The organism is Pseudoalteromonas sp. T1lg75 (assembly GCF_002964705.1).
Taxonomy (GTDB): domain Bacteria; phylum Pseudomonadota; class Gammaproteobacteria; order Enterobacterales; family Alteromonadaceae; genus Pseudoalteromonas.
Genome location: NZ_PQCD01000003.1, coordinates 105,308 through 121,884, shown reverse-complemented (window position 1 = coordinate 121,884; position 16,577 = coordinate 105,308). Strand labels below are relative to the sequence as shown.

Sequence of the window (16,577 nt, the reverse complement as noted above, 5' to 3'; positions counted from 1 at the left end):
AAGGATGAATCGTGAACAAAATAACTGCATTCGCTAGCTATTATGTTCGGCTGTTGCTGCTGTGCACCACGCCTTGGGTTTGGGCCGATGCGCCTACCGAAGTAACCTTGCAGCTTAAGTGGCAACATCAATTTCAGTTTGCCGGTTATTATGTTGCCAAGGAGCTAGGTTACTACCGTGATGCGGGTTTAGAGGTCAATATAATGCCGGCGCCGCCAACGGACACAGATACCATGACCAAGGTGCTCAGTGGCGGCGCGCATTTCGGTATTACTCACTCGGGTATTATCAAGCAAAGGCTCGAAGGCAAGCCGGTGGTAGCACTGGCGGCCTTGCTGCAATCTTCTCCTTATTGCTGGTTGGTGCGCAAAGACTCGGCGATTTTCAATCCCGAAGACTTTCAGGGGCAGCGCATTAGCCTGCTTACCAAGGGTGAAGATGCGGAGCTGATGAGCTTGTTGGATCATCGCCAGGTCAACGTTGAGGTGGTGGATCATGTGGGCAAGTCCAATTTAGATGCCTGGCTGGCGCAGGAAATCGATGCCATGCAGGTGTATGTCACCAATGAGCCCTATCAGCTCAGCCAGTTAGGCATAGACTATCGCTTGGTATGCCCCAAGCGCTATGGCCTGAACGTTTATGGCGACGTGCTTTTTACCTCGCAGCACCTGATTGCCCACTCCCCTGAAGTAGTCGAGCGATTTTATCAGGCGAGCATGCGCGGCTGGCGCTATGCCTTACTGAATCTCGACCACGCCCTTGCCATCACACAAAAACATTACGCCCCCAATAAGTCCTTGGAGCAGCTGGCGTTTGAAGCGGATCAGCTCAAGCCCTTGATCATGCAGTCGGGTAACTCCATCGGCGCCATGTCGGATGCGCGTTGGCGGGTGATCACCGAGCTTTACCACCTGGAGCCGAAAAAGCTGGCTATGCACTTCGATGGCTTTATTTATCGCCCAGCGCCGCCGCACTCACCGATGAATTTATCTTGGATGATGGTGCTGGCCCTGGTATTGATGATGGTGGCGGTGCCCGCCTATATTCATCTGTTTTACTGCGCCCGCCATTCCAAGAAGGCATAGATTTACTGCGACGTACCGGCACTTACTTTGCTATAATCGCCGGCAAATTGTTAACCGTCGTACCCTTATGTCTGCCTTGCTCGCGCACTTTGAAGCGCTGGATCACCTCTTGTATCAAACCCGCTGTTATTGGCAGTGTGTGGCTTTTTCCTGTAGCCAATACCCCTGGCCCGAGCTGGCCCGGGTACTTGATGATCTAAGCGATGAGCAGGTGGCGCAGCTTGAAGCCGATCCTCAGCAGTTGCTGGCGTTTTTTCACTCCTACATTCCCGAGCTGGTAAAGCTGGATAAGCTGAGTGTGTTGCCACAACGTCACGGCGGGGCCGAGCAAGCGACCTTACCTTTTTGGTTAAGCAATGGCATTAAGGGCAGAAAGCTCAGTCAACTGCAGGCTTTTGTCGCCCATTTGCAGCCCGAAGAAAACGCCGCAACCCTGTTGGAGTGGTGTGCGGGCAAGGGTCATTTAGGGCGTTTGTTGGCGCATCAATATGGTATCGGCGTACAGAGTGTCGAAATTCAGCCGCAGTTATGCGCCCAGGGTGAAGAACTGGCGCAGCGTTTTTCCTTACCAATACGCTTTAATGTTGCCAATGTGCTTGAGGATGATTGCCAGAGTTGGTTGCGCCAGTGCGACCATGCGGTGGCTCTGCATGCCTGCGGCGGTTTGCATCAGGAACTGATGCGTCAGGCCAGCCGCTTGGGCACACCACGTTTATCTATTTCTCCGTGCTGCTATCATTTGTTTATTGACGGCGAGCGTTACCAGGCCATGAGCCAGGCCGCCGGGGCCAGCCAAAACAGCTTTTACAGTAGCGATCTGAAACTCGCCTTGCAGCAAACGGTGACCGCCGGGCAGCGAGTGCAGCGACTGCGCCAAACCGAGGTGCAATGGCGTCTTGGTTTTGATCAGCTGGTGCGCGATGTGTTTGCTCGCAGTGAGTACACTCCGGTGCCTTCGGTGGGCAAACAAGTATTTAGCGGCGAGTTTAAAGATTTTTGCCAGTGGGCGGCCACGCAGAAGGGTTTAACCCTGCCACAGGGCTTGGATTATCCGCATTATTTGGCCTTGGGCGCTGATCGAAAACACATGACCGACCGTATTGAACTGGTAAGACATCTGTTTCGACGGGCAATTGAGGTTTGGCTCGCGCTCGATCGTGCTTTATATTTGCAGCAAGCAAATTATCGGGTGGATATTTTCGAGTTTTGTGAGGCGTCACTGACACCGAGAAATATCTTTATAGAAGCGAAATTAAATTGAGAGTTGTTGTGAAAAACTTAAGTCATCTTTTTGAAAATAATAAGCAATGGGCTAAGCGTACTACCGAACAAGATCCAGAATTCTTTAAGAAACTTTCAGAGCAACAAAATCCTGAGTATCTGTGGATTGGCTGCTCGGACTCACGCGTACCAGCCAACCAGATCGTTGATTTGATGCCGGGCGAGCTATTCGTACACCGTAATGTTGCCAACGTGGTAGTGCACACCGACCACAACTGTTTGTCGGTCATGCAGTATGCCGTTGAGGTCCTTAAAGTTAAGCACATTATGGTGGTGGGTCACTATGGTTGTGGCGGTATTAAAGCGGTTCTGGACGAAGCCAAATTTGGCTTGATCGATAACTGGTTGCGTCACGTGGGCGATATCAAAGAGCGCCACCTTGAGCTGCTTGAGCAAGCCCCTGAGAAGGAGCGCCTTGCCCGCCTTATCGAGCTCAACGTGATTGAGCAGGTGCGTAACGTATGTCGTACCAACATAGTGCAAGACGCCTGGGCTCGAGGCCAGGAACTAACGGTACATGGTTGGGTGTACAGCTTGGAAAACGGCCGTTTGCATGACATGAATTCAGTGGCACGTTGTCAGCAGGAGCTGGGCGACAGCTATAAAGAAGCCCTTGAAGACGTGGCTAAGCGTGTTCGCGGCGAGCTGACTGACTAACCTCGGTAAGATGAAAAAAGGGAAGCCATGAGCTTCCCTTTTTTGTTACTGCTTTCGCCCTAGTATGCGAAGGATGCGTAAGAACAGGTTAATTATATCCATATACAGAGCTGCGGCACTGTCTACGGCATTATCCAGGGTTTTCGGTATTTGGTTTGCTCGGCCCCAGTCGTAGCCAATGTAACCACAAAAGATCACCGCGACGGCCCAATCGATCCACTCATGATGTATCCCTAAGACAAATATTTGAAATAGTTCGACCACTAAGACCGCCAGCAAGGCGATGCTTAATACTCCGAGAATACGTTGGAAGAAGCGAGGGAACATGGAGCCCAACAGCATCATGATTAGTGTGACGCCGGCGGTAAGTCGAATCGCCTCAATCACCAGAGCCTCATTGTATTGCGCCACCACCATATTAACGATTAAGCCAAAGGGCACCACCACCAGGTTGTAACCGAGAAAGCTGACAACTGGTTTCTTCGACTCGTTAAAGAGCCAGACCCCGACAAAGCAGGAGGCAAAATAGCCGATAAAGAAGACCCAGGGGTTGATGGCCCATAGGGTTTGCGGGTCGATATTAACGACCAAAAACCAGTTTACAGAAAAACCCCAGAGTAAACACAGCCCTATGGTCAGATTGTAAAGACCTGGGCTGATTTCTTTGCTGCTGGTGGCTCGTCGATTAAAAACATCAGACTCGAGCATGGATGTGATTTCCTTTTTCATTTGAGAAGCGAGTGGCTTTATTGGTTGTGTCACCCTATGGAGAGCGGGCAGTCTATAAATAGATGGAGGGGAAATCTATTAAAAACGTCAATAAATCAATATGTAAGATTATTGGTGATATCTGTAAGTGGGGTTTTGATCCGAAAGAATTTGCCGCGTTGGCGACGGCAACCAAAGGGCGGTTTGCGCCAACCGTCCCTTGGAAACTCCGCGAATCTAAACGGGAAGATCGATGCCTGTTAGTTCCGGAGCGTTCTGATAAGATATTAAGTCCCAGCAGCGGACCCTGTAACAGCCAGCGTGTTCAGCTGGCGCTGCGAAGCGGTGACAGTCCAGCGCAATTTACTGCGCGCTTGTTATACATTATGCCAATCATTCTTCATTATTATTAATATCTGAGACTACTTTTTTCGTCTCTTTCTTAATAGCTTTTGCTGCATCCCTTGAAGCATGACCAATTTCTGTAGTCACTTCTTTGACAGCACCGCCAAAATCTCTTCCCGCTTCTTTTACACTTGAGCAAGATGCGAGCAATCCTAGCGTGATAAAAATGGATAATGTTTTAAGGCTATATTTTTTCATCTAATTTCTCATCTATTAAGATGTATAACAGGGTATTAATGAGACCTTGCAAGCTTGCCTACCTTGTAAGGTCGGCGCATTAAACGAATGAGGTTTCATTAGTGAAAGCAAAAACTCATGTTAAATCAGATGGAAAGTGAAAGAAACTAGGTTGAAGGGAACAATCGATGAACGACCGCTCTTCTCTAATCAAACTTACAAATTGCCTTAAGCTAAATTGAAACTCAGATGTATCAGCTTAATCCCCTTATATTGCATCCGAAAAGGGGGGCGAGAAGCTTGGTTCCTGTTCGTGACGAAGTTACGGCATCCATGCCTCCACCTTCTCGCGCTGCGAAGCTGTGCTTCGGTCGCTCGTCGCCCAACGCGACAAGATACCAAGGAGGACATCAGTGGTTCGTATACCACTAAAGCTAGAGAAAGCTTACTCTGCGTCAGCGTCCTTCGCTTGTGCCGCCAGCATGGCTTCAAGCGCAGCGACCTTCTCTTCCAGTGCCGTTAGTTTTTCGCGCGTGCGCACCAGCACCTGGCTTTGAATATCGAACTCTTCACGGCTGACAAAATCCATTTCAGCCAGTTTGTTTTGCAATACCTGTTTGGTTTTGGTCTCAAAATTCTCGGCGATATCGCGCATGCCTTTTGGCATGTTGCTGCCGATTTGGCGGGCGATTTCTTCAATTTTGCTCGGGTTAATCATGTTCTGGCTCCTATCTTTATCTGCCCTAAGTGTAACTAATTTCCCAAGCCCTGCCTATCATGGCTGTATCGCGCTCACAGATAGGCTAAAATAGCCGGTCCCATGTGATTTAGATTAGTGTTTATGAAGCTCAATCCCCAGCAAAATGAAGCGGTAAAGTACATTAGCGGACCCTGCCTGGTGTTGGCCGGTGCCGGCTCGGGCAAAACCCGGGTTATTACCAATAAAATCGCCCACCTGGTGCAAAACTGCCAGTATCAGGCGCGAAATATTGCTGCGGTGACCTTTACTAACAAGGCGGCGCGGGAAATGCGTGAGCGGGTGGCGCAAACCTTGGGCAAGCAAGAGGCCAAGGGCTTGTGGGTATCGACCTTTCACACCTTGGGTTTGGAGATCATTAAAAAAGAGCTGAAGACCTTAGGCTTTAAGGCGGGCTTTTCCCTGTTTGATGATCAGGATACCAATCAGCTGCTTAATGAGCTGACCGCCGATGAATTGCAAGGGGATAAAGATTTACTCAATCTGCTGAAAATGCAAATTGGCGATTGGAAAAACGAGCTGATCCTGCCGCCGCAAGCCATTGCCATGGCTAGGGAGCCGCAAAAGGCGCTGTTTGCTCAGCTTTATGCCCGCTATCAAACCCAGTTGCGCGCCTATAACGCCATGGACTTTGACGATCTCATTATGATCCCAACCCTCTTGCTGGGCTCCAATGCCGAGGTGCGCGAGCGCTGGCAAAACCGTTTTCGTTATCTGCTGGTTGACGAATACCAGGACACCAACACCAGTCAATATCAGTTGGTGAAACTCTTGGTGGGGCAGCGCGCCCGCTTTACCGTGGTAGGCGACGACGACCAATCCATTTATTCCTGGCGTGGTGCCAAGCCACAAAACCTGGTGCTGCTCAGTAAAGACTTTCCCGGTTTGCGTCTGATCAAGCTGGAACAAAACTACCGCAGCGCCGGACGCATCCTAAAGGCGGCCAATATACTGATCGCCAATAACCCCCATGTGTTCGATAAAAAGCTCTTTAGTGAGCTCAATTATGGCGAGGAGATCAAGGTGATCGCCACCCGGGATGAGGAGCATGAGGCGGAGCGGGTGGTGGCGGAGATCATCTCCCATAAGTTTACCAAACGCACCAATTACAAGGATTACGCCATTCTTTACCGCGGTAACCATCAGGCCCGGTTATTTGAAAAGGCGCTGATGAGCAACCGCATTCCCTACAAGATCAGCGGCGGCATGTCGTTTTTTGGCCGAGCAGAAATCAAGGACATGATGGCTTATTTACGCCTCTTGGTGAACCAGGATGACGACAATGCGTTTTTGCGCATCGTCAACACCCCGAAGCGGGAAATCGGCCCGGTGACCTTGGAAAAACTCGGTAGTCTGGCCAATGAAAAACACATCAGCTTGTTTGCCGCCTGTTTTGAGCCCGAGCTAGCCGGGCGCCTGCAAGGGCGTGGCTTTAATGCCTTGATGGGCTTTGCTCGCTGGGTGGTGGAGCTGGCCGATAATGCCCAGCGCAGCGACACCCTGGAGGCGGTCAAGGATCTGGTGCGCCAGATCAACTACGAAGCCTATTTGTACGAAACCTCGACCAGCGCCAAGGCCGCCGAGATGCGTATGAAGAACGTTTCCGAGCTGTACCGCTGGATCACCGATATGCTCACCGGTGATGCCGATAATGAACCTTTGACCTTGCCTGAGGTGGTCACCAAGCTGGCGCTGCGCGATATGATGGAGCGTAATGAGGAAGAGGACGACAGCGATGCGGTGCAATTGCTTACCCTGCATGCTTCCAAGGGCCTGGAATATCCCTATGTGTTTATGGTTGGCATGGAAGAAGGCCTGCTGCCGCATCAAAGCAGCATCGATGAGGACAATGTCGAAGAAGAGCGCCGTTTAGCCTATGTGGGTATTACCCGGGCCCAGCAGGAACTGGTAATGACCTATGCCCAAAACCCGCCGTCAATTCGGTGAGGTGATCACGCCGGAGATCAGTCGCTTTGTTGAGGAGCTGCCGCAGCAGGATCTTGCCTTTGAGGCGAGAAAGCCGCCGCAAAACCAAGAGCAGCGCATGCAACAGGGGCAGGCACGGGTCGCTAATTTGCGGGCGATGCTAAAGAAGTAAGCGTATCTAGTTGTTTTTGTTGTGCCAGCGGCGAGCGCTGGCCGACAAAGTATTCTATGCCTAGGCGCTCAAGCTTATCACGCTCGGCCGAAGCCTGTGGGCATTTGGTCATCAGTTTACAGTTGGCCTCTTGGGTCAGCGCCACTATGCCGGGCAGCATACGTGCATAGGCAGGCTCTTGCAGCAGGCGACGACTAAAGGTGTTACTTAACAGCACGCAGTAGAAGGGGAATTGTGCCAACAGCCCAAGCTCACAGCGCTCCTTGGCGAAGTTATTCAGACCGATGTACACACCACTTTGGCTCAGGGTCTCCAGATTGTGCAGCTGCTTGGCACTGGCACAACTCAACTCCGGCTCCTCCAACAGCAAGCATAAATGCTCGATGGCATCTATCTGGCTCACCCACGTGTACAGAGAGGGGAAATACTCATCTTCTAGTAGCTGCGCCGAGCAATTGAGCAGGGTTAAGCCTTGATTTTGATGCTGGGCAAAGCCGGATTGCAATAATTTTAGCTCCACCTGGGCCAGTTCATAGCGATCGCTGCCAAAGCGTTTAAGTTGCTCGAAACTGGTGCTGCCGAGCACCGGATGCTCGCCATAGGCGCTGAGCAATTGGCAAATTGGTTGCTGGTCGGCACCGAACACCTGACTGCTTTGAAAATGGGTGTGTAAGTCCATTAAATGGTGCTCGCTTGGCCGGTGCGCTTGCTCATCGGTATAACTCAGTAAGGGATGATAAAACTCAAAGCGCCCTTTACCGCTTTGCTTGGCGTAATACATGGCCGCATCGGCATCGCGGATCACCTCATCAATGTCACCATAGTGCTCATGGCTAAAGGTAATGCCTATGCTGGCGCCGCCTTGAATGCAGTTACCCTGATGACAGAAGGGCTGTTGCATCACCGCAATAATGCGTTTGGCCACATCCTCGGCCTGCTGCTTTTCTTGCAGGCGTGAAAGCAAGACGACAAATTCATCGCCGCCCAAACGGGCGATCAAATCGTGTTCGCGCACGCATTGTTTTAACTTGGTGGCCACGGCAATCAGGAATTGATCGCCGAACTGGTGTCCGAGCTGATCATTGATGTCTTTAAACTTATCGAGGTCGATAAAGAGCACGGCAAAATTTTGTTCGGGCAGGTTCTGATAATGTGCCATGGTGCGCTCGAGCTGGGCGATAAAAAGATTGCGATTGGGCAGCCCGGTAAGGGCATCGTGATGGGCGTCATGGTACAACTGCTGCTCTATTTTACGCCGCTCGTCTATTTGCAGTTGCAGATGGACATTGGCCTGGCGCAGCTCCTTGGTTTTCTCGGCCACACGCAATTCCAACTGCTGATGACTTTGCCTGAGTGCCTGCTGTGAGAGCTGGTTTTGTAAGACATTGGCAATTTGATTGGAAACGTAGGCGATCAGCTCGACGTCTTCTTGCACAAACTCATATTTATTGTTGTAGGCTTGACAGGCGATCAAGCCAATAACTCCCTGAGCGGTTTTCAGCGGCGCGCCGAGCCAACTGGTGCAGCGTCCGGTTTGGGTAAGCGCCCGGGTGCGCTCGACCAGGCCCTGTTGGCACAGTTGTTCACCGCGCTCTCGGCTGATCAATTGGCATTTTTTGCTGGTAAGCACTAACTCACTGTAGCCTTTGGCAAAAGGGCGGGGGCTAAAGTCCGGGTCGCTTTCATCAACGGCATATGGAAAGGTCAGCCAATTATTATCGCGATCATACAGGGCAATATAGAGGTTTTGTGCATAAGTGATGGATTTCATGATCTGATGAACATGGTAATACACATCGTCTATCTGGATCGCCTGGGTGGCGAGTTCGGCAATTTGAAACAGGGTTTGCTGGCGCTTCAGTGCCTTTTTGCGCTGGGCAATTTCCTCATTGAGGGCGTGATTACTTTGTGTGAGTGCCAGGGTGCGCTGTTCCACCTGTCGCTCTAAGAGCTCGCGTTTTTTCACCCTTTCTATGGCGGTGGCCAAGTACAGGGCGATCACCTCGAACAGCTCTATTTGCTCCTGGCTGTAGCCAAGCTCTTGCTCATAACTTTGCGACACCATGACGCCGATAACCTGGGTGTCTTGATAAATGGGGACCCCTAACCAATGCTCTGAGCGGGTGCCATGTAAATTGAATTTACCCTCTGCCACTGCCGCCGCCATGGTGGCGCGATTAAAATACGCCGTGGCCTGGGAGCGAAACACATAGCCGGTGAGGCTTTGCTCAAAATGTTGCTCGGTTAGCTCAGGGTGCGACTGAGTGTCTTTTTGATCGACGAAATAGGAGAGTTCAAGTAACCCTGAGCTGGGGTTTTGTAACACCACATAGAAGTTTTTACTGGGCACATAGTCGGCGAGGAGTTGTCGAATTGCGGGATAAAAGGAATTGAGATCCGGGTGTGTACTGGCCTGCTCTGAAAGGCCGATCAGCGCATACTGCAGATGATGCTGATGCTTATATTTTTGCAGCAGTTCCTTTAACCGCTTGTTTTGCTTACGCAACTTATTTACCGAACACTCATCCACTGAACGTGCCACTAGGTTTTTGGCTAAATCTTAACCGTCGAATATTCCATCTTTTGTAACCCAGGTCAAGGTATTCAGATAACAAAAAGGGAGGCAAAGCCTCCCTTTAAACAAGATGTTAGGTGCTAAGGCGCTTACTGCTTAGTCATAAATGCGATAGCGGCTTTGATCTCATCATCAGAACAGTCCATGCAGGTACCGCGAGGAGGCATGGCGTTAAAGCCGTTAATTGCGTGGTCAAGCAGGGTGTCTTCACCCTTGGCTAGACGTGGTGCCCAGTCGGCTTCTGTTTTAGGTGCACCTAGTGCGCCAGAGCCGTGACAGGCGAAACACGAAGCCTGATACACTTGTTCACCACTACGCGGGCCAGCAGGGGCGGCATCAGCGGCAGCCGTTTGACCAGCTAGATAAACTGCGCCAATAGGCTGAAGACGTTTCTTGATCGCTTCTTCGGTCATAGCGTTGTCTTGAGGCTGTGCGTATACAGCGGTGGATAACAATAACAATGCGGCAGATAGTTTCTTCATGTTTCTTTGCTCATTCGGATGCTAGCGGTCAAAGCGACCGGGTGACGAAATATCGGCAAATTATAACCTCGCCAAACAATTTATAAAATGCCTAGCCTTTATTAATGTGTTAAAAAGTAGGCATTTTATGCTTTAGCGCAAATTTTTACTTGTATTTGGTTGTTTTTTGTTCACCCATCAAACCAAGCTCAGCAACTTATTAATTGCCTTTTCAATGCCGCTGGCCGCTTCCTTAATCGAGCCTGCCAGCATATAAGCCGGAGTAGAAACCACCTTGGCCTGCTCATCAACCACTATGTTATCAACGCTGCACTCTACATGTTCGGCGCCTAACGCGGTCAGCGCGGCGGCGGTGTCGGCATCATTGCCTATGGTCGCCTTGGTACCTTGCGGATAGATATGGGCGATAATCGCCGGGGCAATACACAGGTAGGCGGCGGGTTTATGCTGCTCGGCGAAGGCCTTACATGCGCGCTCAACGTCGGCGTTAAGGCTGCTATTAGGGCCTTTTAGGGCAAAGTCGCAAAGGTTTTTTGCGGCGCCAAAGCCGCCAGGCACTACCAGGGCATCGTAGTCGTCAACGTTCAACTCTTTTAGATCAAGGATCTCACCGCGGGCAATGCGCGCTGCTTCTTCAAGAACATTGCGTGTTTGCGGCTGTTCTTCACCGGTCAGGTGGTTGAGTACATGGTGTTGATTGATATTGGGGGCAAAACACTGGTATTGGGCGCCAGCCAGATCGAGATAAAGCAGGGTTAATACCGATTCGTGAATTTCGGCCCCATCAAACACGCCACAGCCGCTAAGGATGATCGCTACCTTGGTCATAACTTTGAATTCCTAACTGAAAATTAACTAAAACAGTAAGGTAGCCAGCTAAGCCAGCTCCCGTCAATGCTCATTTATGCTTTATGAACCATAGCTTAAGAGAAAAAAGTTATAAAGGATCGCTGGGATCTTTGATCCATTATGCTAGAATGCTTAGCTGGTTATTTAGAAGGGTTACTCTAAACGCTCCTTACCAATAACCACTTTCCACAAAGGATTAAAAAAATAATAAGAAAATAAGATACGGAGTCTCTTCTTTTTTTCGCTTAAAAACAAAGAGTTAAATTTAATCTGATGTCAGTTTTATGACTTCGGAGGTTTTCTCGTGCTTTTTATCTACAAAGTTATCCACAGCTTATAATGGTGCAAATGCGCCGGATCAGTGCAACGCACAGACAGGGTGACACTGTTTTTCCCCGATCATTTTCTGCGACGGTAGGCATCTTATAGTCAACAATGACAAATCGAGCCTAAGAACTCAGCGTAAAGACGGTTTGCACCATTTTGTTGCTCGTTTTCTTAGTCGCCTTATGGCATCCTTTAGCCATTAGCAATAACCCTATTAGAGTGCTGAAAAATGGCGCAAATCCCTGAAAATCCGCTTATCTTAGTCGACGGCTCCTCCTATTTGTTTCGCGCCTATCATGCGCCACCGCATTTGACTAACTCCAAAGGGGAGGCCACCGGCGCCATCTATGGTGTGGTGAATATGCTTAAAAGCCTGGTAAAGCAATATGACCCAACCCATATGGTGGTGGTCTTTGATGCCAAGGGCAAAACCTTCCGCAACGATATGTACAGCGAATATAAGGCGCATCGCCCGCCTATGCCGGATGACCTGCGCAGCCAGATTGCCCCCTTGCACGAGATCATTCGGGCCATGGGTTTTCCGCTGATCAGCATTGAAGGTGTGGAAGCGGATGATGTGATTGGCACCTATGCCCGTATCGCCAGCGAGCAAAAACGCCACGTGTTGATCTCGACCGGCGATAAAGACATGGCGCAGCTGGTGAACGAGCATGTCACCCTGATCAACACCATGACCAACAGTATTTCCGATCCCGACTCGGTAAAAGAAAAGTTTGGTGTGGGCCCGGAGCGTATTATCGATTACCTCGCTCTCATGGGTGATAAGGTTGATAATATCCCAGGTGTTGAGGGTTGTGGCCCGAAAACCGCGGTGAAGTGGCTGGACAAATATGATTCCTTACAAGGGGTTATTGATCATGCCGATGAGATCAAAGGCAAAATTGGTGAAAAGCTGCGTAATGCGGTTGGTCAATTGCCACTGAGCTATGAGCTGGCAACCATTAAGCTTGATGTCGAGCTTGAATCCGATCTTGAGACGCTGAAATTACTTGAGCCGGATACCGATGCATTAATTAAACTATACGGTGAATGTGAATTCCGCCGCTGGCTCGCCGAGCTGCTGGATAAGGGCACGGATACCGACACCCATTTAGACACGCCTACTGATGCACAGGAAGTACCGAAAGCGGACGCCCATTATGAAACCATCTTAACCGAAGAGCAGCTAGATACCTGGGTTAAGAAGTTACAGGATGCCGAGCTGATTGCCTTTGATACCGAAACCACCAGTGTGGACTATATGCAGGCGCAGCTTGTGGGCATGAGCTTTGCCGTGGAAGTAGGCGAAGCCGCTTATTTACCCATTACCCATGACTATCCAGGGGCTCCCGAGCAGCTGCCGTTGGAGTTGATTCTGGCCAAGCTAGGGCCTATCTTAAGCGATAAAAATAAAGCCAAGGTCGGACAAAACCTTAAATACGATAAGAGTATTCTCGCCAATGCTGGCATCGAATTTAACGGCATTGCCTTCGACACCATGCTGGAGTCCTACGTATTTAACAGCGTCGGCACCCGCCATGATATGGACTCGCTGGCGTTAAAATACCTGGGCCACAAAAATATCAGTTTTGAGGACATTGCTGGCAAGGGTAAAAAGCAGCTGACCTTTAACCAAATCGAGCTAGAAAAAGCCGCTCCTTACGCCGCCGAAGACGCCGATATTACCCTGCGTTTGCATCAGCATTTATGGCCTAAGGTCGCAGCCGATGACAAGCTGAAGTCGGTGTTTTGCGATATTGAATTACCCTTGGTCGAGGTGCTTTCCGATATCGAGCGTACCGGTGTGGTGATTGACTCGCAGATGCTGGCGCAGCACTCGCAACGTCTGGGTGAGCGTCTACAGGAGCTGGAAAAAGAAGCCTATGAGATGGCCGGTGAGGAGTTTAACCTCGGCTCCCCGAAACAATTGCAAGCCATCTTATTTGAGAAGCTTGAACTGCCGGTGATTAAGAAAACCCCGAAGGGGGCACCTTCTACGGCCGAAGAGGTATTGCAGGAGCTGGCCCACGATTATCCATTGCCTAAATTGATCATCGAGCACCGCGGTTTATCTAAGCTTAAGTCCACCTACACGGATAAGCTGCCGTTGATGGTCAATGAGAAAACCAAGCGGGTGCATACCTCCTATCATCAGGCGGTAACGGCCACCGGGCGTTTAAGCTCGACGGATCCGAACTTACAGAATATTCCGATTCGTTCGGAAGAGGGCCGTCGTATTCGCGAAGCCTTTGTCGCCAGTCCCGGCTATAAAATCGTCGCCGCCGACTACTCGCAAATCGAGTTACGTATTATGGCGCACCTATCTCAGGATAAGGGTTTGCTTAATGCCTTTGCTGAGGGACTGGATGTGCACAGCGCCACCGCCAGTGAAGTTTTCTCGGTGCCACTCGATGAGGTAACCAGCGATATGCGTCGTAAGGCCAAGGCCGTTAACTTCGGTTTGATTTATGGCATGTCGGCATTTGGTTTGGCTCGTCAGTTAGATATTCCGCGCCACGAAGCCCAGCACTATATGGATAAGTACTTTGAGCGCTTCCCAGGTGTTTTAGAGTATATGGAGCGTACTCGTGAAAGTGCCGCCGATAAGGGCTATGTGGAAACCCTCTTTGGTCGTCGTTTGCATTTGCCCGAGATCAACGCCCGCAACGGTGCTCGCCGTAAGGCCGCCGAGCGTGCAGCGATCAACGCGCCGATGCAGGGTACGGCCGCAGATATCATCAAAAAAGCCATGATCGCTGTACATCAGTGGGTAAAAGAACAGCCCAAGGACAGCGTGAAGATCCTGATGCAGGTGCACGATGAATTGGTGTTTGAAATCGAGGAGCAGAATGTTGCAGCCTACACAGAGCAAATTTGTGCGCTGATGGCCGCAGCCGCCGAGCTGGATGTGCCCTTGATCGCCGAAGCCGACAGTGGCGACAACTGGCAACAAGCACATTAAGTCAAAATAAAGGGGGGAGCGTCGGCTCCCCTTATTCTTTCTTTTTTGCCCTTTTAACCTCACTTTGCCAATTCAGGCTGGGTGCCTGCGAAAAATTTTTGCAAAAACTGTTCAATAGTTAAGCTTTTGTTAAATTGTATAATATTTGGTATTTTTTGGTTTATAAGGAATTAAATATGCGCATAAAGGCGGCGAGGGCGTTTATTTATGGGGGGTGATTTGGTAAAGTCCGCCCGTCCTCATCCTGTAGGACATCCTGTTGATGATGTGCCACTCGCCTAGCGATGGTACAGCGTATTGATAGCTTCTCCCCAGATTGCTATAACCGGCTTGCTAATTGGTAAGCCGGCTTTTTCTTCCTATATTAACTTTCGCCGTTATCTCAATTACACTCTAGTTCTAGGATCCTACTTACCCTAGGTCAATCTCGCTAATTAAGGAACTGCGTTATGTTTAATTCGATTACTCGTACACTTTTGCTCTCCGCCGCGCTATTCGGTGGTGCTCAGGCTCATGCCGATTGGCAGGTGGCCAATGACCAAAGCCGTGTGAATTTTGTTTCCGTTAAGAATAACCAAATAGCAGAAAATCATTACTTTAAGCAGATTTCCGGGGTGTTGAGCGACGCCGGTGAGTTTAATTTAACCATAGACCTGGCCAGCGTGGAAACGCAGATCCCTATTCGTAACGAACGCATGCAGAAGATGTTATTTAACACCGTAGAGTTTCCTGCATTAACTTTGCAGGCGGACGTTAAAGCGCTTTTGGCCGAGCTTAAGCAACAAGGGCGAGCACAAGCAAACCTGGACGCGACCGTCAGCCTGCATGGGAAAACGCAAACCGTTAATATCGATCTGCTGGCCAGCCTGGATAAAAACAATAATATCCAGGTAAGCTCAATGGCCCCGGTATTGGTAAAGCCTGCTGATTTTGCCCTGACCTCGGGCATTGACGAGTTGCAAAAAGTGGCCGGGTTGAAATCCATTACCCGCGCCGTGCCAGTCTCTTTTGTGCTGACCCTGAATGAGTCAAAATAACGATCCTTTAGCCTCCTTGTCGCGCTTGATCGAACAGCAAAGCGCGCCGATGGAGCAGTGGCAGCCGCAGGATTGCGGCGCCATTGACATTCATATTAGCGCCGATGGTGTTTGGCATCACCAGGGCAGTGCGATTAAGCGTTTGCCTCTGGTGCAACTTTTTGCCAAGGTGCTGTGCCGCGAGCAGGGTCAGTATTACTTAAAAACACCGGTTGAAAAAATGGCCATCAGCGTTGCCGATGCGCCCCTGCTGATCGTAGATTGGCGTCTGCAAGAGTTGCCGGAGCACGATGCCGAGCATCCGCTGGTGATTTGCCGTGACAATATCGGCCGTGAGTTCATAGTCGGTGCAGCGCACCCTTTGCTGGTACGTAAAGATGCACAAGGCCAGGAAGTGCCTTATTTGCAGTTGCCTCATAATGTCGAGGCCAAGATTTCGCGGGCGGTATTTTATGCGTGGGCTCAGGAGTTGGTTGAGACCACGCAGCAGGAATTTGTGATTTACTCTGGAGCGGCTTCGTTTTCGCTCGGCGGGTTAACCTGAACCGGGCCCAAAAACCATTCATCAAGCTGTTTTTGCAGCTCGTTCAAGCCGGTGCCTTTGAGGGAAGAAAAGGCGTGTACCTTGATAGACTCGGAGACTTCGGCCAGCTCTCGACGCACCTTAAGTACTTCGGATTTACGCTTACCCTGTTTGAATTTATCGGCCTTGGTGAGTAGCGCCAACACCGGAATATCGCTGCCGCTGGCCCATTCGATAAGCTGTCTATCCAAGTCTTTTAATGGATGGCGAATATCCATCAGTACCACCAGACCTTTAAGGCTTTGGCGTTTTTGCAGATACTCGCCTAACGATTTTTGCCACTTCTTTTTCATTTCCAGTGGCACCTTGGCGAAGCCATAGCCGGGAAGGTCGATCAAGCGCTGATCTTCACCCAGGGCAAAGGCATTAATTAATTGGGTACGGCCAGGAGTTTTACTGGTACGCGCCAATTTTTGCTCGGTGAGGGTATTGAGCGAGCTTGATTTTCCGGCGTTTGAGCGCCCAGCGAACGCGATTTCGATACCAGTATCTTCCGGAAGTTTTGTAATATCCGGGGCACTGGTAATGAATTCCGCTTTTGTGTAGTTGACACGTGATTTGGCCACATTGACTCCTGAAGTGGGGGCTCGAAAC

The 16,577-nt window shown here is 50.2% G+C and carries 13 protein-coding genes and 1 pseudogene; 7 read left to right on the top strand and 7 right to left on the bottom strand.

Annotated features, from left to right (window positions below; all coding sequences use genetic code 11):
- The first annotated feature begins 11 nt into the window (after window positions 1-11).
- From C2M36_RS00550 to can, 3 genes are all read left to right on the top strand, one after another.
- Entirely contained in the window at window positions 12-1,085 is a 1,074-nt protein-coding gene (locus C2M36_RS00550) for an ABC transporter substrate-binding protein (protein WP_234399051.1), read from the top strand.
- Window positions 1,086-1,152: 67 nt separating this feature from the next.
- Window positions 1,153-2,346, top strand: coding sequence for a methyltransferase (locus tag C2M36_RS00545; protein ID WP_105253265.1), 1,194 nt, complete (start codon window positions 1,153-1,155; stop codon window positions 2,344-2,346).
- 8 nt (window positions 2,347-2,354) lie between these two features.
- Window positions 2,355-3,023 carry a carbonate dehydratase gene (gene can / locus C2M36_RS00540; RefSeq protein ID WP_105253264.1) on the top strand — a complete coding sequence of 223 codons (669 nt, stop codon included), beginning with the start codon at window positions 2,355-2,357 and terminating at the stop codon, window positions 3,021-3,023.
- Window positions 3,024-3,068: 45 nt separating this feature from the next.
- On the opposite strand, the gene C2M36_RS00535 is transcribed toward can, so the two are convergent.
- The 3 genes from C2M36_RS00535 to ubiK all read right to left on the bottom strand — a co-directional run bounded on the left by C2M36_RS00535 (window position 3,069) and on the right by ubiK (window position 5,031).
- Complete coding sequence (locus C2M36_RS00535; protein WP_105253263.1) at window positions 3,069-3,731, bottom strand: Bax inhibitor-1 family protein; 663 nt, start codon at window positions 3,729-3,731, stop codon at window positions 3,069-3,071.
- Between the two features lie 393 nt (window positions 3,732-4,124).
- Window positions 4,125-4,334, bottom strand: coding sequence for a hypothetical protein (locus tag C2M36_RS00530; protein ID WP_105253262.1), 210 nt, complete (start codon window positions 4,332-4,334; stop codon window positions 4,125-4,127).
- A 424-nt stretch (window positions 4,335-4,758) separates the two neighbouring features.
- Window positions 4,759-5,031, bottom strand: a complete 273-nt coding sequence (ubiK, locus tag C2M36_RS00525; RefSeq protein WP_105253261.1) for a ubiquinone biosynthesis accessory factor UbiK — start codon at window positions 5,029-5,031, stop codon at window positions 4,759-4,761.
- Window positions 5,032-5,154: 123 nt separating this feature from the next.
- On the opposite strand from ubiK, the pseudogene rep reads away from it, so the two are divergent.
- A pseudogene (rep, locus tag C2M36_RS00520) lies at window positions 5,155-7,168 on the top strand (DNA helicase Rep).
- On the opposite strand, the gene C2M36_RS00515 reads toward rep, so the two are convergent.
- The 3 genes from C2M36_RS00515 to elbB all read right to left on the bottom strand — a co-directional run bounded on the left by C2M36_RS00515 (window position 7,140) and on the right by elbB (window position 11,053).
- Window positions 7,140-9,710 (bottom strand): bifunctional diguanylate cyclase/phosphodiesterase, encoded by a 2,571-nt coding sequence (locus C2M36_RS00515; protein ID WP_234399049.1) that lies wholly within the window; start codon window positions 9,708-9,710, stop codon window positions 7,140-7,142. The pseudogene rep and the gene C2M36_RS00515 sit on opposite strands and share 29 nt — an antisense overlap.
- Before the next feature lie 122 nt (window positions 9,711-9,832).
- Window positions 9,833-10,225 carry a c-type cytochrome gene (locus C2M36_RS00510; RefSeq protein ID WP_105253259.1) on the bottom strand — a complete coding sequence of 131 codons (393 nt, stop codon included), beginning with the start codon at window positions 10,223-10,225 and terminating at the stop codon, window positions 9,833-9,835.
- A 177-nt stretch (window positions 10,226-10,402) separates the two neighbouring features.
- Window positions 10,403-11,053: an isoprenoid biosynthesis glyoxalase ElbB gene (elbB, locus tag C2M36_RS00505; RefSeq protein WP_105253258.1), complete on the bottom strand. Its 651-nt coding sequence runs from the start codon at window positions 11,051-11,053 to the stop codon at window positions 10,403-10,405.
- Window positions 11,054-11,630: 577 nt separating this feature from the next.
- Here elbB and polA point away from each other — a divergent pair.
- From polA to C2M36_RS00490, 3 genes are all read left to right on the top strand, one after another.
- A complete protein-coding gene (gene polA, locus C2M36_RS00500) occupies window positions 11,631-14,363 on the top strand; it encodes a DNA polymerase I (RefSeq protein ID WP_105253257.1) in 2,733 nt (910 codons plus the stop codon).
- A 449-nt stretch (window positions 14,364-14,812) separates the two neighbouring features.
- A complete protein-coding gene (locus C2M36_RS00495; RefSeq protein WP_105253256.1) occupies window positions 14,813-15,400 on the top strand; it encodes a YceI family protein in 588 nt (195 codons plus the stop codon).
- Complete coding sequence (locus C2M36_RS00490; protein ID WP_105253255.1) at window positions 15,387-15,944, top strand: DUF1285 domain-containing protein; 558 nt, start codon at window positions 15,387-15,389, stop codon at window positions 15,942-15,944. Before C2M36_RS00495 ends, C2M36_RS00490 begins: the two co-directional genes overlap by 14 nt.
- On the opposite strand, the gene yihA is transcribed toward C2M36_RS00490, so the two are convergent.
- Window positions 15,902-16,549, bottom strand: coding sequence for a ribosome biogenesis GTP-binding protein YihA/YsxC (gene yihA / locus C2M36_RS00485; protein ID WP_105253254.1), 648 nt, complete (start codon window positions 16,547-16,549; stop codon window positions 15,902-15,904). The two genes, C2M36_RS00490 and yihA, sit on opposite strands and share 43 nt — an antisense overlap.
- Window positions 16,550-16,577: the final 28 nt, after the last annotated feature.

What these genes read in the sequence shown, in the direction of transcription:
- C2M36_RS00545 (WP_105253265.1), top strand. Translation starts at nt 1,153, where the DNA reads ATGTCTGCCTTGCTCGCGCACTTTGAAGCGCTGGATCACCTCTTGTAT.
- C2M36_RS00535 (WP_105253263.1), bottom strand. Translation starts at nt 3,731, where the DNA reads ATGCTCGAGTCTGATGTTTTTAATCGACGAGCCACCAGCAGCAAAGAA.
- C2M36_RS00530 (WP_105253262.1), bottom strand. Translation starts at nt 4,334, where the DNA reads ATGAAAAAATATAGCCTTAAAACATTATCCATTTTTATCACGCTAGGA.
- ubiK (WP_105253261.1), bottom strand. Translation starts at nt 5,031, where the DNA reads ATGATTAACCCGAGCAAAATTGAAGAAATCGCCCGCCAAATCGGCAGC.
- C2M36_RS00510 (WP_105253259.1), bottom strand. Translation starts at nt 10,225, where the DNA reads ATGAAGAAACTATCTGCCGCATTGTTATTGTTATCCACCGCTGTATAC.
- elbB (WP_105253258.1), bottom strand. Translation starts at nt 11,053, where the DNA reads ATGACCAAGGTAGCGATCATCCTTAGCGGCTGTGGCGTGTTTGATGGG.
- polA (WP_105253257.1), top strand. Translation starts at nt 11,631, where the DNA reads ATGGCGCAAATCCCTGAAAATCCGCTTATCTTAGTCGACGGCTCCTCC.
- C2M36_RS00495 (WP_105253256.1), top strand. Translation starts at nt 14,813, where the DNA reads ATGTTTAATTCGATTACTCGTACACTTTTGCTCTCCGCCGCGCTATTC.
- C2M36_RS00490 (WP_105253255.1), top strand. Translation starts at nt 15,387, where the DNA reads ATGAGTCAAAATAACGATCCTTTAGCCTCCTTGTCGCGCTTGATCGAA.